21 protein-coding genes and 1 pseudogene are annotated in these 21,548 nt (G+C 60.6%); 12 read left to right on the forward strand and 10 right to left on the reverse strand.

The features are described from left to right. Window positions 1–481 precede the first annotated feature (481 nt). The 4 genes from BSY16_RS23800 to BSY16_RS23815 all read left to right on the forward strand — a co-directional run bounded on the left by BSY16_RS23800 (window position 482) and on the right by BSY16_RS23815 (window position 5,465). Entirely contained in the window at window positions 482–1,648 is a 1,167-nt protein-coding gene (locus BSY16_RS23800) for a GGDEF domain-containing protein (protein WP_069062304.1), read from the forward strand. A gap of 692 nt (window positions 1,649–2,340) precedes the next feature. Continuing rightward, window positions 2,341–2,907 carry a pyridoxamine 5'-phosphate oxidase family protein gene (locus BSY16_RS23805; RefSeq protein ID WP_083243052.1) on the forward strand — a complete coding sequence of 189 codons (567 nt, stop codon included), beginning with the start codon at window positions 2,341–2,343 and terminating at the stop codon, window positions 2,905–2,907. Window positions 2,908–3,107: 200 nt separating this feature from the next. Further along, window positions 3,108–4,937, forward strand: a complete 1,830-nt coding sequence (locus BSY16_RS23810) for an ABC transporter ATP-binding protein/permease (RefSeq protein WP_069061939.1) — start codon at window positions 3,108–3,110, stop codon at window positions 4,935–4,937. Between the two features lie 156 nt (window positions 4,938–5,093). Beyond that, window positions 5,094–5,465: a COG4315 family predicted lipoprotein gene (locus tag BSY16_RS23815; protein ID WP_069061938.1), complete on the forward strand. Its 372-nt coding sequence runs from the start codon at window positions 5,094–5,096 to the stop codon at window positions 5,463–5,465. A gap of 135 nt (window positions 5,466–5,600) precedes the next feature. On the opposite strand, the gene BSY16_RS23820 is transcribed toward BSY16_RS23815, so the two are convergent. The 4 genes and pseudogenes from BSY16_RS23820 to BSY16_RS23835 form a co-directional block, all read right to left on the reverse strand. Then, complete coding sequence (locus tag BSY16_RS23820; RefSeq protein ID WP_069061937.1) at window positions 5,601–5,972, reverse strand: response regulator; 372 nt, start codon at window positions 5,970–5,972, stop codon at window positions 5,601–5,603. A gap of 177 nt (window positions 5,973–6,149) precedes the next feature. Beyond that, window positions 6,150–7,200: pseudogene (locus tag BSY16_RS23825) on the reverse strand (sensor histidine kinase). A gap of 21 nt (window positions 7,201–7,221) precedes the next feature. Further along, window positions 7,222–7,512, reverse strand: a complete 291-nt coding sequence (locus BSY16_RS23830; protein WP_069062305.1) for a type II toxin-antitoxin system RelE/ParE family toxin — start codon at window positions 7,510–7,512, stop codon at window positions 7,222–7,224. Continuing rightward, entirely contained in the window at window positions 7,509–7,754 is a 246-nt protein-coding gene (locus BSY16_RS23835; protein ID WP_069062306.1) for a CopG family ribbon-helix-helix protein, read from the reverse strand. Before BSY16_RS23835 ends, BSY16_RS23830 begins: the two co-directional genes overlap by 4 nt. Before the next feature lie 447 nt (window positions 7,755–8,201). On the opposite strand from BSY16_RS23835, the gene BSY16_RS23840 reads away from it, so the two are divergent. From BSY16_RS23840 to BSY16_RS23870, 7 genes are all read left to right on the forward strand, one after another. Continuing rightward, the gene (locus tag BSY16_RS23840) at window positions 8,202–9,560 is read left to right on the forward strand and encodes an NAD(P)H-dependent oxidoreductase (RefSeq protein WP_069062307.1); all 1,359 of its coding nucleotides are present in this window, start codon (window positions 8,202–8,204) and stop codon (window positions 9,558–9,560) included. A gap of 23 nt (window positions 9,561–9,583) precedes the next feature. Next, on the forward strand, window positions 9,584–9,883 hold the full coding sequence (locus BSY16_RS23845; RefSeq protein ID WP_150130127.1) for a putative quinol monooxygenase: 300 nt from the start codon (window positions 9,584–9,586) through the stop codon (window positions 9,881–9,883). 14 nt (window positions 9,884–9,897) lie between these two features. Continuing rightward, window positions 9,898–10,803 (forward strand): NAD(P)-dependent oxidoreductase, encoded by a 906-nt coding sequence (locus BSY16_RS23850; protein WP_069062309.1) that lies wholly within the window; start codon window positions 9,898–9,900, stop codon window positions 10,801–10,803. Window positions 10,804–10,828: 25 nt separating this feature from the next. Further along, window positions 10,829–11,824 (forward strand): DctP family TRAP transporter solute-binding subunit, encoded by a 996-nt coding sequence (locus BSY16_RS23855; protein WP_069062310.1) that lies wholly within the window; start codon window positions 10,829–10,831, stop codon window positions 11,822–11,824. 77 nt (window positions 11,825–11,901) lie between these two features. Further along, window positions 11,902–12,453, forward strand: a complete 552-nt coding sequence (locus BSY16_RS23860; RefSeq protein WP_069062311.1) for a TRAP transporter small permease — start codon at window positions 11,902–11,904, stop codon at window positions 12,451–12,453. A 3-nt stretch (window positions 12,454–12,456) separates the two neighbouring features. After that, window positions 12,457–13,737 carry a TRAP transporter large permease gene (locus BSY16_RS23865; RefSeq protein WP_069062312.1) on the forward strand — a complete coding sequence of 427 codons (1,281 nt, stop codon included), beginning with the start codon at window positions 12,457–12,459 and terminating at the stop codon, window positions 13,735–13,737. Between the two features lie 2 nt (window positions 13,738–13,739). Further along, window positions 13,740–14,291 (forward strand): gluconokinase, encoded by a 552-nt coding sequence (locus BSY16_RS23870; RefSeq protein ID WP_069062313.1) that lies wholly within the window; start codon window positions 13,740–13,742, stop codon window positions 14,289–14,291. Between the two features lie 3 nt (window positions 14,292–14,294). Here BSY16_RS23870 and BSY16_RS23875 read toward each other — a convergent pair whose 3' ends face one another. The 6 genes from BSY16_RS23875 to BSY16_RS23900 form a co-directional block, all read right to left on the reverse strand. After that, window positions 14,295–15,185, reverse strand: a complete 891-nt coding sequence (locus BSY16_RS23875) for a LysR substrate-binding domain-containing protein (protein WP_069062314.1) — start codon at window positions 15,183–15,185, stop codon at window positions 14,295–14,297. 367 nt (window positions 15,186–15,552) lie between these two features. Next, window positions 15,553–16,953 carry a dihydropyrimidinase gene (gene hydA / locus BSY16_RS23880; protein ID WP_069062315.1) on the reverse strand — a complete coding sequence of 467 codons (1,401 nt, stop codon included), beginning with the start codon at window positions 16,951–16,953 and terminating at the stop codon, window positions 15,553–15,555. 18 nt (window positions 16,954–16,971) lie between these two features. Continuing rightward, window positions 16,972–18,252 (reverse strand): cysteine desulfurase-like protein, encoded by a 1,281-nt coding sequence (locus BSY16_RS23885; RefSeq protein WP_069063676.1) that lies wholly within the window; start codon window positions 18,250–18,252, stop codon window positions 16,972–16,974. 26 nt (window positions 18,253–18,278) lie between these two features. Beyond that, on the reverse strand, window positions 18,279–19,016 hold the full coding sequence (locus tag BSY16_RS23890; protein ID WP_069062316.1) for an amino acid ABC transporter ATP-binding protein: 738 nt from the start codon (window positions 19,014–19,016) through the stop codon (window positions 18,279–18,281). Next, window positions 19,013–19,687, reverse strand: coding sequence for an amino acid ABC transporter permease (locus BSY16_RS23895; RefSeq protein ID WP_069062317.1), 675 nt, complete (start codon window positions 19,685–19,687; stop codon window positions 19,013–19,015). Before BSY16_RS23895 ends, BSY16_RS23890 begins: the two co-directional genes overlap by 4 nt. 68 nt (window positions 19,688–19,755) lie before the next feature. After that, entirely contained in the window at window positions 19,756–20,556 is an 801-nt protein-coding gene (locus BSY16_RS23900; RefSeq protein WP_069062318.1) for an ABC transporter substrate-binding protein, read from the reverse strand. Window positions 20,557–20,738: 182 nt separating this feature from the next. Between BSY16_RS23900 and BSY16_RS23905 the strand changes: the two genes are divergently transcribed. Further along, window positions 20,739–21,428 carry a FadR/GntR family transcriptional regulator gene (locus tag BSY16_RS23905; protein ID WP_069062319.1) on the forward strand — a complete coding sequence of 230 codons (690 nt, stop codon included), beginning with the start codon at window positions 20,739–20,741 and terminating at the stop codon, window positions 21,426–21,428. Window positions 21,429–21,548: the final 120 nt, after the last annotated feature.

The raw sequence follows: 21,548 nt of genomic DNA on the forward strand, positions 1-21,548 counted from the left end.
AGGTTGTGAAAAGGCTCGAATAGCCTCGTGTCATCGACATGGCCGGCAGGGAAAAGCGGTGACATCGCCGATACCTAGCGCCCATCTTCGTAAGATATAAGCGTCCGGAAAGCGACGCCACCGCCACCGTCAGCCTCAATAAAGCCTGACGCACTGGTGATGCGACGGAGTCATTGCGGCCTGTGGCGACTTCCGGCGTTCACGCCGAGGGGATGGGCTTGCCCGCTCTCCAACGCGGGTTGATAGGCCCCTTATTTTGAAGGAGCGAAGCCTAGCTACATTTTCGGGCGGGCATCGCCCTACCGCTATAGGTCTCCTCATCATGGTGACAAATGAATACAGTATTTGGGAGGGCGTTGTGAAACGGGAGGTAATTTGGCCATGTTCGGACCAGCTTCACGCGATATTTACGGACACAGGGTAATCACAGTCTTAGCCATGTGGACGAGGGGCAAGAGTTGATCTTAGTGTGCGGTACGGTATGAGCTATCAGAGCGTCATTGGTCTGCTGAATACCAGTATGTCGGCGATCTTTTGTGTGTCCCTGTTCGTTCTTTGGCTCCATCATAAACACCTTAAATATATTGGCATCCTAGTTCTTTCATATGCGATAAGGGTTCTTTGCTTCGGTATATTCTATTTTGCCTTTGCGTTAGAGAATCCCGTATTGCGGTTGTCGGCTAACGTATTCCTAATGCTAGCAATGATATTGTTGTCCGTCGGGTTGTCCAATCGGCGCGGACGAAGGCCACGCTATGAGATCCTCGTCAGTATCGCGGCAATTGCGTTGGGAGCGCTCTATTACCATCAGTTCGTAGCGCTTAGCCTTCTGGCGCGGGTTATTTACCTCAATTGCGGGCTCGCGGCGGTCGGTTTCATCATGCTGCTGGACGTTGCAAAGGCATCATACCGAACTCCGGTTGAGCAAGTGCTGCTTGGCCTTATAATCATTTCGTGTGCGGGTTTCTTGCTCAGGCCTCTTTATTTACTCGCGTCAGGCGCCGAGGTCGGACAGTTCGAGGGAAGTTATTGGCTGGTCGTCTCGATCTCGGATGCTCTTATTTGCGCAATGACGGCGGTTGGCATATTCGCGGTGATCGCAAGCGACGTTATGGAGGGCATGAAATCGGACGCTCAAGTCGACGCTTTGTCCGGGCTACTCAATCGCAGGGGTTTTGAACCCCGTGCGCGCGACGCGTTGGCGAGACAGACCATCAACGCCCCTGTTGCGGTGATCCTGAGTGACCTCGATCACTTTAAATCGATTAACGATCGTTTTGGGCATATCGGCGGCGACAGGATTATCCAATGCTTTTCAGAAGTCCTCAAAGAAAGAGCCCCGCGTGACGCGATCATAACCCGCCTTGGCGGCGAGGAATTTGCGGTATTGCTTCCACCCGGCAAGGCCACTGCTGCGCACCTTTTAGCCGAAGAGGCTCGGAAGGCATTCAAAGAGGTCGCACCGTCTGTCGTTTCGGGAGAGGCCCAGCCGACGGCCAGTTTTGGAATTGCAATTGCGCAGGAGTGCGAGAGCCTCGAAGCGCTCATGGATCGTGCCGATCGCACTCTTTACCAGGCCAAAGCTGATGGACGTGATTGCGTTCGGCCCGCTGGCCAAAATTCGCGCGCTGGAATGTCGTCTAGTTGAGAAGCTAAATCCAGCTTGCCAACGCTGTGTTGGCTATCGACAGGATCTGACCCAGTTTGCGATTTCACCGCAAGCGACGAACTGCCCAAAACGACTTTTTGTCGATTGCTCATCCTGGCTCGGGTGGAGCGCCAAATGATGACTGTGTGAAATCTTGCTGATATCGAAATAGAAGAGCTCACCAAGTGTCCTGGACTCCTCGCACGGAACCAATAAATTCGCGCAGTGTAATCTCCACGTTCCGCTAAGATGCAGAGACTGCCGCAAAATGTCTGACACAGACTGAAGTGGCGTCGGTTCGAATCCGGTCAAGAGCTTAAAAGGGAACTCAAAGAACACAATCTTGTCCAGCGACGGTGGTCGTAAACTTCCAGGAAGAAAAAACTTGACCGGCGCGGCGCCGGTCACACTGCTTCTTCCTCTTCACGTTCCCCGGGGTTGGCTCGCCGCCAGCGAGCAGTGGGAAGGTGTGGCTTAATACCAACGCCCACGGCCATAAAAGCCGCCGCCCAATACGGCGACGATAAGAACGATGATGAGAAGGGTGGTGATGTTCATGGCAGGCTCCTGTGAGTGCTCGCTACCGTCTCCGCCGCGTTACCGTAGGTGGCACGCTGCGGACGGATGGCACCTCACTTCGAACGAACGTTCCATGAGCGGTCTTGTTCCGTAGGAAAATCGGCGTGGCTGCGATGCGTCCGCCGCATTGCCCCGTTTGCCGCAGCGCGGAAAAAGGCGCAGAGTCGATCGCAGGCAGCGGGCATCTACCGCTGCGCTTTCCAAGGCAGCGATGCCAGGAGGTCGAAATGATTTTGCGGGATATGACAAGAGCGGAATGCGAGGCCGCGCTGTCGGCGAACAGCATAGGCCATCTGGGATGTATCTCGGGCAGCCGGCCCTATGTCGTGCCGATCCGCTACGTCTACCAGAAACGCGTTTTCTACAGTTTTTCCCTGCCGGGAAAGAAGATCGACAGTCTTCGCTTCAATCCACATGTCTGCGTGCAGGTCGAGCAGCTGGCGACGCTGGAAGAGTGGAAGAGCGTGCTTCTGGAGGGCGTCTACCGGGAAATGCCTGACGACGAACAGGACAATAGCGAACACATGCGTGCCTGGCGGCTCCTGCAGGAGCGCGGCAACTGGTGGGAACCGGGCGCCTACAAGCCCGAAGGAGTTGCGTATCCGGACGCGCAAACGCGGCCCATCTTCTATCGCGTGGAGATCGACACATTGTCGGGGCGGCAGGCCACGATGGCCTGACGTCAGGGGCGACATTCCTGTGAGCGAGCCTGAAGGCCTCGCCGTCTCGATTTGACATCCGCGGCGCCTGCCCCAGGTTTCCGCTTGCATCGGTTCGGGGAGATGAAGTCGCCATGCGCAGTCATGCCCGGCGAATAGGCGCATCCGTAAGAAGGCTGCTCGGCGGCGAGACGCGTGGCCCTGCAAGCCCGGTTTCCTCGATGCGCAGCTTCTGGGGCCTGATGCGCGCCTATTGGCTTTCCGAAAGCTGGCGCGAGGCCTGGGGACTGACATCCGCCATCCTCGTGCTGACGGCATTGTCCGCCCAAGCCAGCGTCTGGTTCGCCGTCACCTCGGGCGAATTGATCAACCGGATCGCCTACTTCCACCATCCGACCACCCGCACCACCCCCACGGCCCTGCTGACGACAGCGGCAACGCTTGCCGCGATCGCCATCCTGAAGGACGTGTGTTTCACTGCAGTCCGCCATTTCTTTTCGACCACGCTCCACCGCAAGTGGCGCGAATGGCTCGACCGGCGCTTCAACGAAGCCCTGCTCGATACCAACCACACGCATTTCCATCTTCAGCAATTCGGATCCGACGCGACCGGATCGGCTACCCCCGCGCCCGACAATGTCGATCAACGCGTCCAGGAATCGATCAAAGGCATGACCGGGGGCGCAATCGGGCTCGCGATGGGCATTGCCGGCGTCGTGCTGTCCCTTGGCTTCGTCGGCAGAAAGCTCATCGAGATGTCGAGCCATGTCAGAGGGCTCGCGTTCCTGGGCAGCTATGGCAGCGCGTTCCTGGCCTTCGCGGCGGTCGCGATTTACGTGTCGCTCAACACCGTCGTCGCGGCGAAGCTCGGTGGGATCCTCCAGCGCCTGTCGGTGCGCATGCAATGGGCCGAGGGCAGCTACCGCGCCGAATTGAACACCCTGCTGCATCGCAGCTTCCATGTTGCCGTCCTCCATGGCGAAAGGGCCCAGAAGGTCGTCAATGCGCGCCGGTATCTCGACATCGACAAAACCTGGGCTAGCCTGAACCGGGTGACTGCCGGCTATTTGGGGTTCGAACTCGTCCACAATTTCATCGGCTCGCGAATCGTCGCCTATGCGCCGGGCCTGATTCCCTACATGGACAACAAGGTCAGCCTGCAGCACTACGTTACGGGTGCCGAGCTGGCCAATGCGCTCATCAACGAATGTTCGTGGTTCATTCACGTCATGCCCGACATTGCAACGCTGAGGGCGAATGCCCGCCGCATAACCGATCTCGCGGAGGCGATCGAAACCGTTCAGCGACCCGAGGTATTCTATTCGCAAACCGGCCTGTACGAATTCCAGTATACGAAGCAGGATTCCGCGCTCGGTCTCGCTCTTCGGCAGATCGAGCTTCTGCATGCGGGCGCCGATCTTCCTTTTCTGGCCGCCACAAATCTACGGTTCCTGCCGGGCGAGTGGACCTTGGTCGTTGGCGAGTCCGGGAGCGGCAAGACCTCGCTTCTCAAGGCGATCAACGGTCTATGGGCGCATGGTCGCGGCAAGATCGCGATGCCGAGGCATGTCAGGACCCTGTATGCCGCCCAGGACGTCAAGCTTCAGGCAGTGTCCTTGAAGGATCTCGTCTGCCTTCCGGACGCGGCCGGGGACTACCCCGATACGCGCGTCGCGGTGGCGTTGCACGAGGCGGGGCTCGGCGAACTCATCGACGAACTCCTGAAGGAAGGCCGCGACGGCCAAAGCTGGGACCTGCTTTTGTCCGGAGGCCAGAAGCAGAAGCTTGTTCTTGCCAGGATCCTCCTGCTCCGGCCCGGCCTGCTGTTTCTCGACGAGGCAACGAGCGCGCTCGATACCCAGGCCGTGTACGCGTTCCATCAGGCGATCAGGGACCATTGCCCGGAGGCGACGGTGATCGCCGTCATGCATGACGTTTCGCCCATACGATCCGCGAGCGGTGCCGATTTCTTCGACAGCGTGCTCTCCGTTGAGAACGGCGTGGCGGAAAAAACACCCATCGCGGCGTGGCGTCAGGCGGCGGAGGGGTGACGACGGCGGGGCCGGCTCGACTGGAATCGCCCGCTGCCGTTTTGACCGTTCCGATTGGATGACGCCGAAGGGAACCTCTTCCAGCCCTGATGGGTTTCTCCTCGTTAGATCGGGCGCTACTGGCATTCCGCCGGCACTCCCGAATTGGAGAATGTCATGAGAACGATGTTGATTGCGATCGGCCTGGTGTCTGCTCTGTGCGGGTCGGCGTTCGCAGCCGAGCCTGCCAAGATGGTCGACACCAAGATGGGCAAGGCTTTGGCCGACGAGAAGGGGATGATCCTCTACACTTTCGACAAGGATGCCAAAGACAAGTCAAACTGCGATGCGGACTGCCTGAAGAAATGGCCGGCATTCCACGCCGCCGCGAGCGCCAAGGCTGAAGGAGAATGGTCTTTGGTCAAGGCGGCGGACGGCATGGAGATGTGGGCCTATGAAGGCAAGCCGCTCTACACCTATGTCGAGGACAAGAAGGCCGGTGAAACCAACGGCGACGGCGTCGGGGGCGTTTGGCATCTGGCCAAGTAACCAATCCGCAATCCCTTGAACGGGCGATCTTCGGATCGCCCGCTGTCCAGCGAAAGAATGACGGAGCCGGCAAATTTCTCAGTCGAGGGTGCCGGCTTTGCTGTGCGGACATGCCTCCGGCACGCGCGGGGACCCCTATGGGCTCAACAGCATACGGGCCATCGCGTCTGCGATCGCATGATCTTCATAGGGTTTCGCGAAGAACCGGCTCCCCGTCGGCAGGTTGCTCTCTTCGATGATTGCATTGCCGGACGCGACGATCAATTTCACCGGCGGCCATCGATCACGGATGTAGTGGGCCAGTTTGATGCCGTCCATCGTTCCCGGCATCTGTACATCCGTGAACACCAGGTCGATGTCCGCTCTCGCTTCCAGGATGCGAATGGCCTCGTCGGCGTCGCTCGCCTCAAGGGCCTCGTAACCCGCAGATCGCACCAGATCGATGGCGCTCATCCGAATGAGAGCACTGTCTTCGACCACGAGGATGACCGCCTTGCCGTTGAACATCTGACCCTCATCAGGGCATCGTTTGAAGCGGACCCTGTCCGCTCCCTGATAGAGCGTTCCAGCGGGGGATAAGTTCCTGGATCGTTTCCGCTTTTCTTCGAATCGCGAAAACGCTCCCTCTCTTTGTTTTTTGCAATTCCGGGCGCGAAACCGCTGCGCACTTTTGCTGGAATAGCTCTAGGCGGCGGCCGGAAGTCTGGTTTGGCGATCGGCGTCTCCCCGATGCCTGATGGTTATGGCGGTCCCGGGGTTCGCATCGCTCACCTGGATTTCGCCGTTTAGGTTCCTGGCAAGCGCTTCGACGATGCCGGTCCCAAGGCCGGACTTGGGGGCAACGCTACCGGTCGGCATGCCGATGCCGTCGTCAGTGACAGAAAGCGTCCAGTCGCCGCCCGTTGAGCAATAGTCGACAAGGATCGTGCCGGTTTGCTGCCCCGGGAAGGCGTGCTTGAGCGCGTTGATCACCAATTCGGTCACGATCAGCCCAAGGCTGATGGAAATGTCGGCTTCCACCGCGCTGTCATCCACTGTCACCGATATCGAAAGCCGGTCGTCGTCGGCGATCATCGACGCGCCAAGGCTTTCGCAAAGCTGCGTGAAGTAGGTGCGAAGCTCGACGCTGCCGCCGCTGGACGTAGAAAGCTGCCGTTGCACGGCCGCGATCGACATGACCCGGTGATGGGCGTTGTGCAGATGGCCGCGCGCTTCCTCGGACTGAACCCGGCGTGCGCTCTGCATGAACGCTGGCGATGATCTGAAGGCTGTTGGCGACGCGGTGCTGGACCTCCTGCATCAGGATGGCCTTCTCCCGGATAAGATCGTCTTTCAGTTTCGCTTCGGCGCGCGCGTCCGTGACGTCGGTGATGGCCAGCAGGAGCCGGATATGCGCCGTGTCGCCATCGTCGAGGATCTGCGCATTGACGATCAACTGTCGCGTCCTGCGGTTTGGCCGCTGGAGATCGATTTCGTAGGCCTCGATCCGCGCGCTTCCGGAAGCGGTCGCCTGCAGGAGCGAGGCGAGGTTGGGCATTGCCCATTCGCCGTTTCCAAGCGAACCGAGCGGTCTGCCGGGAATAGTCGCGGGATCGATTTCGAACGTCCGGCAGAACGATGTGCTCGCTGCAATGACCCTCTGGTCTTTGGAGAGGAAAAGCAGCGGCTCGTTCGATGAAACCACCACGGCAAGCGTACTCGCCGCTTCGAAATAAACTATCGGTGCGTTCGACATGGAAATGGCCCTCAACTGCTTTTACAGCCTTTTCGGCCATTTCTGCGAGGCGTGCATCACCGTAATGATATCGATGTCCTGGCGAACCCGATAAGGGATGATGTAGGGAATGTCGGACAATACAACTTCGCGCGTGCCGGTGAGGCGACCGATGCGACCAACGGTCGGCTGCTCTTCCAACATGTCGACAGACGCTACTAGTCGGGCAACCACGCGTGCAGCGGCATCCGGGTCGTCTTTTTCAATGTACGCACCAATTTCATCAAGCCGGCGCAACGCTCGCACGGTCCAGCGGATGCGCCTCTGCGTCATGACCGAGATGTCGTCTTGACATATTTACCGACCACGCGTGCCACCTCGTCGTCACTGGCGAATTCGCCGCGGTCTGCCTCGGCAATTCCGGCTTCAACTTCCGCTAGCTGCCATTCTTCGCGTGACACGAAATCTTCAATGGCTTGTGCTGCCATGTAAGAGCGGGAGCGGTCGAGCTTTTGAGCAATCTGGTTCAGCCGGTCGGCCACTTCGTCCGGGACGCGGATGGTGAATGCGGTCATGAAAACCTCGCCTCTTGTTCACCTTGACTATCTTTGAACCATGTTGGTTCGTCAAGGTTCAATTGACGTCTGCCGCCGTTTGCTTAGTAGCGAAACTGCCGGGTTGTTGGTTCCAATCCCATCAAGAGCTTAGTCCTGTCCCTTACCTTAGGGGGGCAACCTGCAGTCTGCCAAACTGCCCTCGCGAAACATGAAGCATGATTGATTAGAAAATCTAACAAGTTTGTTCGACTTTCTAAATTGAGCTAAGCGCTCAACGGGCATACCTTCCTCTCCAAGCTGCTCGGGAGGCGGCTGGGAGTGGCGGCGGGTTCGCCTTCCCCGGAGGAGACAAGGCTCATTCGAACGACTGCGGAAGGCAGGCGCATGGCGCCGCCGCGTGCTCGTCGATGCGTCCAACTCAGCGGGGTACTCCTCACAATCATCCCCTAGCTGAGGACCCTGTCGATGAACCTTTATTCCCTTCTTTCCCTGCGTGCGGCCAACGGCCGTCCCGTTCGTGTCGCGCTGATCGGCGCCGGCAAGTTCGGTTCGATGGTCCTGGCGCAGGCCCAGCGCATTGATGGCTTGCATATGGTGGCCGTCGCCGATCTTGACGTCGCCAAGGCAAGCGAATCCATGGAGCGTGTCGGCTGGGCCAAGGAGCGCTACCAGGCACAGAGCTGCGGCGACGCGCTGAAGACCGGCCAGACCTTCGTGACCGACGACGTCAACGCGATTTTCGGCTGCGACGAGATCGAATGCGTCATCGAGGCGACCGGCCATCCCATCGCCGGGACGCGCCACGCGCTCGGCGCCATCGAAAGCCGCAAGCATGTCGTGATGGTCAATGTCGAGGCCGACGTGATGGTCGGCCCGATCCTGGCGGAAAAGGCCCGCGCTGCCGGCGTGATCTATTCCATGGCCTATGGCGATCAGCCGGCCCTGATCTGCGAGCTGGTAGACTGGGCGCGCGCCACCGGCTTCGAGGTCACCTCCGCCGGCAAAGGCATGAATTTCGAGCCGCGTTACCGCTATTCGACGCCGGATACAGTGTGGGGATTGTTTGGCTGGACCGAAGAACAGGTCGCCGCAGACAACCTCAACCCGAAGCTCTACAACTCCTTCACTGACGGCACCAAGGCCGCGATCGAGATGGCGGCGGTCGCCAACGGCACGGGCCTCGATTGCCCGGATGACGGCCTCGCCTTCCCGCCGGCCGGTCTTCATGACCTCGCCCGCGTCTTCCGCCCGGCAAGCGACGGCGGCCGCATGGCCCGGTCAGGCCTGGTCGACATCGCGGCCAGTCAGGAACCGGATGGCCGCGAGGTCTTCAACAACATCCGCTACGGCGTCTTCGTCACCTTCAAGGCGCACAACGAATATGCCCGCGCCTGCTTCAAGCAATATGGCCTGCTGACCGATCCATCGGGCTGGTATGCCTCCATGTGGCGCCCGTTCCACATCATCGGCCTTGAGACCTCGATCAGCGTCCTCTCCACCGTGCTGCGCAACGAGCCGACCGGCTGCTCCAGGGAATTCCGCGGCGATGCGGTGGCAACCGCCAAGAAGGACATGCAACCCGGCGAGATGCTCGACGGCGAGGGCGGTTACGCCGTCTGGGCGAACGCCATCCCGGCCACGCGTAGCCTTGACCTGAAGGCCCTGCCGATCGGCCTTGCCCACGACGTCAAGCTCAAGCGGCCGATCAGGAAGGACCAGATCGTCAGCTTCGACGATGTCGAGATCGTCAATGACCTCGATGTCGTGACCCTGCGCCAGGAGATGGAAGCCCGCTTTCGCCCCAGCCAAGAGGCGGCGGCCTGATGGCGCGGGCAGGGGACGGGACGATGGCAGCCTTCGTCGTCATCGCCGAGTTTCGCGTCCGGCCGGAGCAGCTGGCGGCGTTTCTGGAAGCGGCGCGCGACGATGCGGCGCATTCGGTGGCGGATGAACCGGGCTGCCGGCAGTTCGATGTCGTCCAGCCCGAAGGAGAAGACAGCACCGTCGTCTTCTACGAGATCTATGACAGCCGTGCGGCTTTCGATGCCCATATGCAAACGCCGCATCTCAGGCGTTTCCAGGCGGCACTCCCATCCCTTATCCTGGAGGAGCTGCCTGTCCGCTTCCTTCAGCGCCACTATCCGTGAAGGGAGCATGCGCGATGGCCGAAACTCTGAAGCGGATCGCCGTCATTGGAACGGGCATCATGGGCGGCCACATGGCGAGCCGGCTGGCTGATGCGGGTTTTCAGGTGGTCGCCTGGAACCGCACGAGGGACAAGGCGGCTGAACTGTCGTCCCGTGCCGTCGGGATCGCGGGTTCGGCGGCGGAAGCCGCCGCCGGGGCCGACGTGGTGATCTGCATGCTCAACTCCGGCCCGGTTTGCGAGGATCTGCTTCTTGGAAGCGGCGGCGTGGTGGCCGCGATGACACCCGCAGCCGCGCTCGTCGTCATGAGTTCCATTCCGGTGGAAACGGCGGTGCTCATCGGCGAGCGGGCCGTCGAACGGGGCCTGGCCTATAGCGACGCCCCGGTTTCCGGCGGCGAGAAGGGGGCGCGGGAAGGCACGCTTGCCATCATGGCGGGCGGCGTCGAGGCGGATGTAACCGCGCTTTCCGCCATCTTCGCCTGTCTTGGCCGGGTGACGCATGTCGGTCCTGCCGGCAGCGGCGCACTGACGAAGCTCGCCAACCAGCTCATCGTTGCCTCGACGATCTGCGCGGTTGCCGAGGCTCTGACGCTTGCCGAACGGGGCGGCGCGAACCCGGCCCGCGTCCGTGAGGCACTGCTTGGCGGCTTTGCCGACTCCACCATTTTCCGCCAGCACGGCCTTAGGATGGTAACGGGCGATTTCCGGCCCGGCGGGCCTGCGAAATACCAGGTGAAGGACACATCCACGGCTTTGGCATTCGCCCATAGCCGTGGATTGCGACTACCGGTCGGCGAGGAGGTCGACCGGCTCTACCAGGCCATGGTCGACAACGGCGGTGGTGATCTGGATCATAGCGGAATCATACTTGAACTTCGGCGCATGAACGAGACCGCGCAACCGACGGCTTGTGCCTGACATCAACTTTTTGGGAGGATTTGACATGAAACGCACTATCGTTCGCGGCCTCGTCGCAGCGGCAACCCTGTTCTCGGCCTCGCTTGCCATGGCTGAAACCCTGACGCTTTCGACGCCGGATGCCGACACCTCGGAAATCACCCTTGCCGCCAACAAGTTCGCCGAACTGGTGTCAGCCAAGACGAACGGCGAACTGACGATCAAGGTGTTTGCCAACGGCACGCTCTATGGCGGTGATCCGTCGGCCGGCGTCAAGCAGCTAGCAGGCGGCTCGCTGGATATGCTGCTGAACTCGACTTCGCTTTATGCAACCTTCAATCCGAAGTTCACGGCGATCGCCATTCCCTACCAGTTCCGTGACATCGAACAGTTGCGCGCCTATCTCGACAGCGACATCGGCAAGGAATTGCAGGGCGATCTGAGCAATATCGGCATTCTGGGCCTTGATCTCTGGTCCCGTCCGCTGCGCCAGATCACCAATTCCAAATTGCCGATCACCGCACCGGCCGATCTCAAGGGCATGAAGCTGCGCGTGCCGAACAACCCGCTCTGGGTGGAATTCTTCGGTGCGATGGGGGCGGCGCCCACGCCGATGGCCTTTGCTGAAGTCTACAACGCCTTGCAGCTGAAGGTCGTCGATGGACAGGAAAACCCGCTCAATGTTCCGGTTAGCGCCCGCCTGTTCGAAGTGCAGAAATATGCAACGATCAGCAACCACATCGCTGACGCCTGGGTGCTCGGCATGAACCCGGCGCGCTACCAGGGCCTCAGCGACGCCTTCAAGGCCGCCTTGCAGGACGCCGCCAAAGAAGCCGAGGCCTGGAAGGCCGAGAACGACGCCGCGGATATCGCTAAGTCGCTCGAGACCCTCAAGGCGAACGGCATGGAGGTCAACGAACTGACCGAGGAACAGCGCCAGGCCTTCGTCGCGGTCGCCGCCGGACTGTCGGAGAAATTCGCCGCTCTGGTAAAGGACCAGTCCTTCTTCGATCGCACCCAGTCCTTCGCCAAGACGAACTGATGTCCCGACCGGCACCTTGCTTTCGGGGAGGGTGCCGTGTGACCCGGTTTGGTCCCATTGCTGCGGAAAGGCATTCCATGCGTGCTCCCCTGCGTTCCCCGCTCGGTACTTTCGTGAAGATCATCGCCGATGTCGCGGCCGGCGCCGCCTGTTTCGGCATCCTGATCGTCGTGCTGATCCAGGTCGTCGGTCGCCTTGCCGGGCATCCGTTTCCCTGGACGGAGGAAGCGACTCGCTTCCTCTTCATCTGGATGGTGTTCCTTGGCCTTGCCGCCGGGTTCAGGACCGTCGAAAGCGCTCGCGTCGTCGTCTTTCTCGTCATGGCGCGCGGGCTCTTCCAACATCTCGCCGTGCCGATCTATGTCATATCCTCGGTCTTCTTCTTCGCGATGATGGGATGGACCGGGCTGACGCTGGTACGCCAGCAGATCATGATGAGCGAGACCGCGGCGACGCTGCCCATTCCCATGTGGGTCGTCGGCATGGTGATGCCGGTTTCCGCGGTGATCGCGATCCTGGCGATCCTCGATTCGCTGCGCCGCCGCCGCGACCTGATCGCGCTTCCTGAACTCGGCCTGCCGGCGGGCGAAAGCGCTCATGCCGACATCTCCATCTCATCGGGGCATTGATCCATGTCGCTCTTTCTCCTCCTTTCCTTCTTCGGGCTGAGCATGCTCGGCATACCGCTTGCCGTCGCGCTGGCGCTCGCCGGTGTCGCGACGCTCTGGCTCTACACCTCCATGCCGATGGACCTGCTCTCGCAGACGATGTTCTCCTCGATGAACTCGTTCCTTTTGGTCGCGGTGCCGCTTTTCATTCTTGTCGGCACGGTGATGGAGCGCGGCCGGGTCGCCGAACGCATCTTCGACTTCGCAGAGGCGATCGTCGGCTGGCTTCCGGGTGGTCTCGGCCATGTCAACGTGATCTCGTCGGTGATTTTTTCCGGCGTCTCCGGTTCCTCGGTCGCCGACATCGCCTCGGTCGGCGCCATCGAGATCAAGGCGATGGAACGGCACGGCTTTCCGAAGGGCTATGCCGTCGGCATGACGCTCTGCACGGCGACGCTGTCTTCGATCATCCCGCCGTCTATCCTCGTCGTCATCGCAGGCTCCATCGCCAATGTCTCCATCGGCACGCTGCTGGTCGCCGGCCTGGTGCCGGGCCTGTTCATCGCCTTCGCCTTCCTGGTCTTCAACCACTTCTATTCGGTTTACTACGGCTACAATCCGCCGACGCCGTTCAACCTCCGCCTCGTCGTGGTCACCGGCCTGCGCGCCATCCTGCCCATGCTCACCCCGCTGATCCTCATCATCGGCATCGCCAGCGGCCTGTTCACGCCCACTGAGGCGGCGGCAATCGCCGTGGTCTATGTCGCGGTGCTCGGGCTTCTCGTATACCGGACCCTTCCTATCCGCGAGATCCCGGAAATCCTCATCTCGACGGCGCGCATCTCCGGTACGATCCTCTTCATCGCCGCGACCTCGCAGCTCGCCGCGTGGATCTTCACCTATGACGGCCTTCCGGAAAAGGTGGCCCAACTTATGAAGGTCATGAGCCTCGGGCCGGTGACCGGCATGCTGGTGATCTTCGTCTTCCTCCTGATTATCGGCATCTTCATGGAAGCGATCCCGGCCATGTTCATCCTCATCCCCGTGCTGATGCCGCCGGTGCAGGCGCTGGGCATCGACCCGATCCATTTCCTGATCGTGACGGTCATGACGCTGACGCTCGGCCTGGTGACCCCGCCCGTCGGCGTCTGCCTCTTCGCGGCGGCGCAGGTGGCGAACATGAGGGTGGAGGACGTTATCCGCGGTTCGCTGGCGCCGATGGCGGTGCTCACGCTCGCCATCTTCGCCCTCGTCCTGTTCCCGATCCTCACGCTCGGGCCGATCCGCCTGCTCGGGATGTATTGACGATGACCGATGCGGTTCAAGGCCTGCGCTCCCAAAGGGCGCAGGCCGGTCCTATACTCGTCATGGGCATTGCCGGCACGGGTAAGAGCGCGATAGCCAGCCGGCTCGCCGCGGCGCTCGGCGGTGTCTTCATCGAAGCGGACGTCCATCACAGCCGCGAGAATGTCGAGCGCATGCGCCAGGGCATCGGCCTCACGGATGACGAGCGCTGGCCATGGCTGGCGGCCGTTGCGGACGCCGCACTCGGCGCGCAAGGCCGGCCCGTGGTCATTGCCTGCTCGGCCCTCAAGCGCAGCTATCGCGATTTCCTCCGCGCGAGGATCGGGGCGTTCCCGATCCTCTATCTCACGGGCTCCCCGGAGCTGATCGGCGACCGTCTCGCCCATCGCCAGAACCACTTTGCCGGCGGTTCGCTGCTGGAAAGCCAGTTGCAGACCTTGGAACCACCGGGCGAAGACGAGGGCGTCTTGTCCCTCGATATCCGCCTGTCGCCCGACGACATCGTCGCGGCGGCGCTTGCCCGCCTCGATGGCCGAACCACGGTCGGCAGCTGATCCTCAGCCCTTCGCCGCCCAGACATCCCGTTCGTCGCGCAGCCAGTCGAGGAAGGTCCGGACCTTCTTTCGCCGCAGGTGGTCGAACGGGCAGACGATCCACTGGGTCACCAGCCGGAGCGCCGGATAGGACGCGACGGGACAGACGAGGCGGCCCGAGGCCAGTTCCTCCTCCATCATCAGCGTGCTTTCCAGCGCGATGCCCATGCCGCGGCTCGCGGCGTCGATCGCCATATGGCTGCGGTCGAACAGCACGCGCTGCCAGCGATCGGTTGGCGTGACGCCGGCCAACGGGAACCATGTCGTCCATTGCGCCTGGGACTTGGCGGAATGGATGAGGCGGAACTTCGGCAGGTCTGCCGGGGTGAGGCTGCCGGCGGCGGCATAGTGCGGCGCGCAGACGGGTCTGAATTCTTCCTCCACAACGCCTTCGACGAACAGCCCCGGCCATCGGCCGTCACCGTGCCGCAGCTCGATGTCGACGATCTCCTGGTTGAAGTCCGTCGGCTCGTTCGTGCCGTCCAGCCGGACCTCCAAGTCAGGCTGCTGGTCGAGGAAGGCTCCCAATCGTGGAAGAAGCCACTTGTTGGAAAGCGTCGGCGTCGCCCGGACGATGAGGCTTGTCACCGAGCGGAACCCTTTGATCGTCGCCGTCGCCTCGGCAATGTGCTCGACCTGGTCGGCGATCATCGAGAAGTAGCGCTCTCCCGCCTCCGTCAGCACGATTCCGCGGCCCGCTTTGGCGAGCAGCGAGACCCCGAGCTGCAGTTCAAGCGCCTGGATCTGCTGGCTGACGGCCGATGGCGTGACGCTCAGTTCCTTGGCGGCGCGCGAAATGCTGCCGGCACGAGCGGCTGTATGGAAAACGAAGATCGGCTTGATGGGGATGTGCATCAGGGACTGTCCGCAGAAGGTTCGCGTTGTTAAACCACCTGTCGTCCGTCCCGCCAAGCGCCGAGTAGACGGCAATACAGCAATGCGCAATCTGCATAGCATCGCCGGCACGCCAGGCTGTAAGGTCTCGTCAGGAAAACGAGGACATGACGATGCGTTCGACCGACATTCGCAAATCGCTGAACACCACTCGCCGCCTGTGGGAACTGTTCATCGCGGCTCGCACCTATCAGGCGCGCCAGCTTCTCAAGACCCGCAGCAACTAAGCTCTTCTCACGTTCGCTTCACGGGCGTCTGTAAAGTGCTCGTTGGTTAGAGTACGCCCAGGAGCGAGAAGCGGCAAAGAGGATCGACCAACATCCGCTAGCTAGACCAACGGTGAACGTGCTCGTGCCAAATAGTTCCCCAAACCTTTCTCGGCAACGAGCGCCTCTCCATTGATAACCGTCTTTCCGCGTACCATCACTCGCACCGGCCAGCCGGTGATCGCTAGCCCTTCATATGGTGTGTAGTCAGCACCGTGGTGAAGGATATCGTTCGTGATGACGACCGATTTCTTCGGATCCCACAGTGCAATATCGGCATCAGAACCGATGGCGATCGTGCCTTTGCGTGGATAGAGGCCATACAGCTTGGCGTGATTGGTGGAAGACAAGGCGACAAACCGGTTGAGATCGATGCGCCCCTTGCTGACGCCTTCCGAAAACAGGATCGGCAGCCGCGTTTCGACGCCGGGAATGCCGTTGGGGATCCATCGGAAGTTTCGCTTGCCCTTTTCATTGAGCTTGCCCGCGTCATCGTCGTAGCGAAAGGGGCAATGGTCGGACGAAAACAGGTCGAACGTACCGTTCTGCAGCCCCTCCCAGCAGGCAATCTGGCTTTCCGCGTCGCGTGGCGGTGGCGAGCAGACGAATTTTGCGCCTTCCAATTCCGTGGCGTTGAGGTCGTCAGCCGTGAGCATAAGGTATTGCGGGCAGGTCTCGCCCGCCACCTTGCTACCGCGTGCCCTCGCGCGTTGAATTTCCTCCATTGCCTGCCGGTTCGATACATGGACGATGACGATCGGCGTATCGACGATCTCCGCCAGCGAGAGAGCACGGTGCGTCGCCTCCCGCTCGGCGGCGACCGGGCGGCTTGTCGCATGATATTTTGCGGCAAACTCGCCATTCGCTTCGTGACGGCCGATCAGGAATCGGATTGCGTCCTCGTTTTCGCAATGGACCATGACCAGCGCGCCAGACGTCCTGGCGCTATCCAGCGTCGCCAGGATTTCATCGTCGCGCAGACGCAGGTTTTCATAGGTCATGAACACCTTGATCGACGTGTATCCATCCGCCACAAGGGCCGGCAATTCCTGCCCGAGCACATGGCTCGTCGGGTCGGTTACGATGATGTGGAAGCTCACATCGATATAACACTCCCCCTCCGCCTTGGCGTGATACGCCTTGAGCGCCTCTCGCAGCGTCGATCCTTTTTCCTGCAGGCAGAACGGCATGACCGTCGTATTGCCGCCAAAGGCTGCCGAGAGCGTGCCGCTGGCGAAATCGTCGGCCATGACGATTCCGTCGCCGGACGGTTGCGCCAGGTGCACATGACTATCGATGCCGCCCGGCATCACATAGAGGCCGCTGGCATCGATGATCTCGTCCGCATCATCAAGGTTTTCGGCCATTGCGATGATGCGGCCATTGCGAATACCGACATCGCATCGGAAAGTATCGCTGGCGGTAACGATGGTGCCGTTCCGGATGATCGTGTCGAAGGACATGGCGGGCTCTTCCGGTTCTCAGGCGGCGGTCGCGGAGCTGGCAGGTGATGCAAGGATCGTATCCAACGCCTTTGTCATCCGGTCGATTTCCTCGATCGTGTTGTAGTGGACCATCGAGACCCGGACCATGCCATTGTTTTCCGTGAGATCGAGATACTCCGCCAATCGCCGCGAGTGGAAGTCGCCGAACCGGATCGCGATCCGATGGGCGTCCATCGCCTTGCAGATTTCCGCAGAATCCCGGCCGTCGAAGACAAAGCTGATCGTCGGAATACGGGTGCCGTCCCGGTTGGCGCTAGGGCCGATGATACGGCAGTCGTTGCGGCCACGCAGGTAAGTCAACAGCCGGTCGACAAGCGCGTTTTCCTGCGCCGTGATCGCACCATAAGCCGCAACGATCTTCTCGCGGGTGGAACCGGTTTCGCCAGCCATTTCGCCAATCTCGGTAAGATAATCGACGATGCCGCAGGTGGCATAGGCAAGTTCGTAGTTCGGATTGCCCGGTTCCAGTTTGCCCGGCACTTTGTCCTTGCCATAGAAATAGTGATAGAGCGTATCCAGCTCCAGCAGATGGTCATACTTGCCGTACATCAGCGCATAATGGGGACCATAGGTCTTGTAGAGGCTGAAGACGTAGTAGTCGACATCGAAGGCCTGGACGTCAACCGCGCGATGCGGCGCGTAAGCGACAGCATCGACGCAGATGCGGGCGCCCCGCGCATGAACGAAATCAGCGATTTCGCGCACCGGATTGATTGAACCGAGGATATTGGACACATGGGTGACGCAGACGAGCTTGGTGCGCGCCGACATAAGAGGCTCGAGATCGACCAGGTCTAACGTGTAGGTATCCTTGTTAAGGGGCCACGTCTTGATGGTGATGCCGGCATCACGCAGCCTGTCCCACGGACCAATATTGGATTCGTGGTCGGCGATCGTGATGATGATCTCGTCGCCAGGAGCGAGTTGGCTCGTCATAGCGCGGGCAAGGTTCTGCAAGAGCGCCGTCGTCGAGTTGCCAAAGACGATTTCTTCCGGCCGTGATGCGTTTACGAGATGCATGGCCGCCGTCCGGGCCTCGTAGAGTGCCCTTGCAGCTGCCTGCGAAACCTCGTAGCTCCCGCCGATCTGGACATTCTTGTCATAGAGGAAGGTATTGATCCGCTCGACGGCCCGCTTCAGGATCTGCGACCCGCCGGCATTGTCGAAAAACGTCCAGCCATGGGACAGGCCGGGAAACTGGCTGCGGACGAAATCGAGGTCCAGCGCGCCTTTTGCGGATGTATTTTGGTTCGGCATATGGTCCTCCAGACCCAATATTGTTTTCAATGATCGAGAACCGAGCGCAGGAAGCTGCGCGTCCGGTCTTCTTTGGGATTGTCGAAGATTTCGGAGGGCGTGCCCTGCTCGATGATGCGTCCGCCGTCCATGAAGATGACGCGATCGGCCACCTGGCGGGCAAAGCCCATTTCGTGGGTGACGACGACCATGGTCACGCCGGTGCCGGCAAGCGTCTTCATCACATCCAGCACCTCACCGACCATTTCCGGGTCGAGTGCAGAGGTCGGCTCATCAAAAAGCATGACCTTGGGTTCCATCGCCAACGCGCGGGCGATCGCAACGCGCTGTTGTTGCCCCCCGGAAAGCTTGCCCGGATACTTTTCAGCCTGTTCGGCGATGCCGACCCGGGTTAGAAGGTCTCGGGCCTTGCGCTCAGCTTCCGCTGGCTTTGCGCCGCGTACCCGCATCGGCGCCAGCATGACGTTCTTCAGGACGGTCAGATGTGGAAACAGATTGAACGACTGAAACACCATGCCGACTTCGGCACGGACCTTCGCCAGCGCCTTGCCGGGGCCGACGGTAACGCCGTCCACGACGATACTGCTCTCGTCGGAAAAAGCCTCCAGTCGGTTGATGCAGCGTATCAACGTCGATTTTCCAGACCCCGAGGGCCCAATGACGCAGACAACCTCGCCCTCCGCAATATCGAGATCGATGCCATGCAGGACCGTGAACGCGCCATAGGCCTTCATCAGATTGCTGATCTTGATCAGGGGGGTCATGGGCGTTTGTCCTTGCCAAAACGATTTTCCAGCCGCGCGACGACGGCGACCAGCGGCCAGAGCAAGGCGACATAGATCAACGCCGCGCCGATCAGGGGAGTGGGGTTGGCGGCCAGCGCCTGCGCCTGGGTTGCCTGCTTGAGAAGGTCGGGCATGGCGACGACGGAGGCCAGGGCCGTATCCTTCAGGACGTTGATGCAATTGTTGGTCAGCGGCGGGATGACGATCTTGATCGCTTGCGGCAGGATCACGTCGACCATCATGTGACGGCCTGAGAGCCCGAGCGCCTGCGAGGCTTCGAACTGGCCATGGGGGATCGCCTCGATGCCTGCGCGGAAGATTTCCGCAGTGTAGGCGGCGGAGACGAGTGTGAGCGCAACGACCGCAGAGACGAATGGCGAGAAACGAATGCCGACGAAGGGCAGGGCGTAGTAGACGATGATCAACAGCACCAGCAGCGGGATCGAGCGGAAGATGTCGATGTAAATCTTGGCGAGGAATGGCGCGAGGCCCGGCCCATAGAGCCTGACCAGAGCGAGGAACAATCCGCCTGCGAGACCGGCAATAATGCTGGTCACGCCAATCTCCAGTGTGACGAGCAATCCCGACAATAGAAGCGGGAATGTGTCGATCAGGATGGGAATATTGAAGAATGTGTTGACTAGATTCATGGAACCACCGGCCGTCGCTGTGGAGTTGAGGGCGACACCAGAGTGCCGCCGTCACGAGGAGGCATGACTTACTTGGCGACCGGCATGTCCATGACCATGACCGTCGAGGTTGTGTCCTCGGCCTTGGCGCCGAACCAGGTCTCATGCAGCTTAGCGACGAAACCTTCCTTCTTAAGCGTCGAGATCACGTCGTTGACCTCCTTGGCTAGCGGGTCGCCCTTGTTGAACATGACCGAATACTTTTCGCCGGTAGGGATGCGTTCGACCACCTTGAGGTCCGGCTTATCCTTGACGTAGTAGAGCAGTGCGGGGATGTCACTGATGTAGCCGTCGACGCGACCGGCAACGAGGTCGAGCATGGCGGGCGACAGGCCTTCGAACTTGCGGATTTCGCCGAACTTGTATTGCGCACCGTTGTTGGTGGCCCACATGTCGCCCGTCGAGCCAGTGTCGACGCCAACGACCTTGCCTTCCATGCCCGAAAGCCCGGTAATCCCGCTGGCTGCCGTCACTGTCAAGGACTGATCGCTGTCGTAGTAAGGCTGGGCGAAGGTCACGGATTCCAGCCGCTTGTCGGTGATGGTGATAGACGACACCGCCATATTTATGCGGCCAGATTGGACGGCCGAAAACAGGCCGTTGAACGGGACGTTGACGAATTCTACCGACTTGCCCAGCCGCTTGCCGACCTCGCTTATCAGATCAATTTCGAAGCCGACGGTTTCGCCCGACGCGTTCTGGAATTCCCACGGAACGTTGCCGATGTTGGCACCGACGGTGAGATCGGCGGCGAGGGCGGAGGTTGTAAACGCTGCTGCGGCAAACAGGGTGGAGATGGTCGTCGAGGCAATGAGTGTAAACGCGTTCATGAGGTTCCCCTTGATTTTTTAGCGATGAAACGGTTACCTTGGTCTAACTGGTCAGACCAGTAAGACCAAGGAAGCATGCCTGTTTGGCAATTGCAAGAGATGGTGTCGATAAAATAGACTTGTCGCGAGACCGGCCCCCCGCACCGCACGGGCCCTATCACAAGGGCAGATGGAAGAACGCAATGCTGAACAAGATCTTGGTCCCTCAATCCGTCGCCCGCGAAATTCAGAGCATGATTCAGAGTGGCAGCCTCAAGCCCGGGGAAAAAATCCCCTCGCAGCGCGAATTCTCGCGGAAATTCGGAATCAGCCGCGCCTCCTTGCGGGAGGCTTTGCTGACGCTTGAGACACTGGGCTTGCTGAAGACAGAGGCAGGGCGGGGGACCTTCGTTGCTGGCGGCCCATCGTCTGCCTCCACCCATATGGGGCCCTGGCGTTACTCCGACAGCTACTCGGTTTTCGACGTGTTCCAGACCCGGATCATGCTGGAAGGGCAGATGGCCAGTCTCGCGGCAGGGCGGCTGATGGCCAATCAACTGGACGAGATGGAAAGGCTGACACGGCAGATGGAAGACGGTTGGGCCCAGCAGGACCTCCTGGCCAACGTCGAGGCGGACCTGGAATTCCACGCGATCATCGCGTCCGCCTGTAGCAACGCTATGCTTCGCGCGCTCTATGAATCCGTGCGCGAACAAGTGACGGCGACGCAGCGACAGCCGATACCCATTACCGATCCTGCGCGCATGCGCGCTTCGATCGCCGAACATCGTCGCATCATCGCAGCCCTGCGCTCCAACGACCCGGCCGCCGCCCGGATCGAAATGGAAACACACATTCGCAACACCGCGCGGTGTGCGGGACTGGAGCCATAACGGTTCAGACGAACAAGCCCGCATGTGCCTCGAAGGACCGGCCTGGCTCGTCGAAGAAAGGTTCCATTCATGGCGCTCAATTGGCACAACGGCTGGCCACACGATCAAGCCCCACGTCAC

The organism is Sinorhizobium sp. RAC02, assembly GCF_001713395.1.
GTDB lineage: Bacteria > Pseudomonadota > Alphaproteobacteria > Rhizobiales > Rhizobiaceae > Shinella.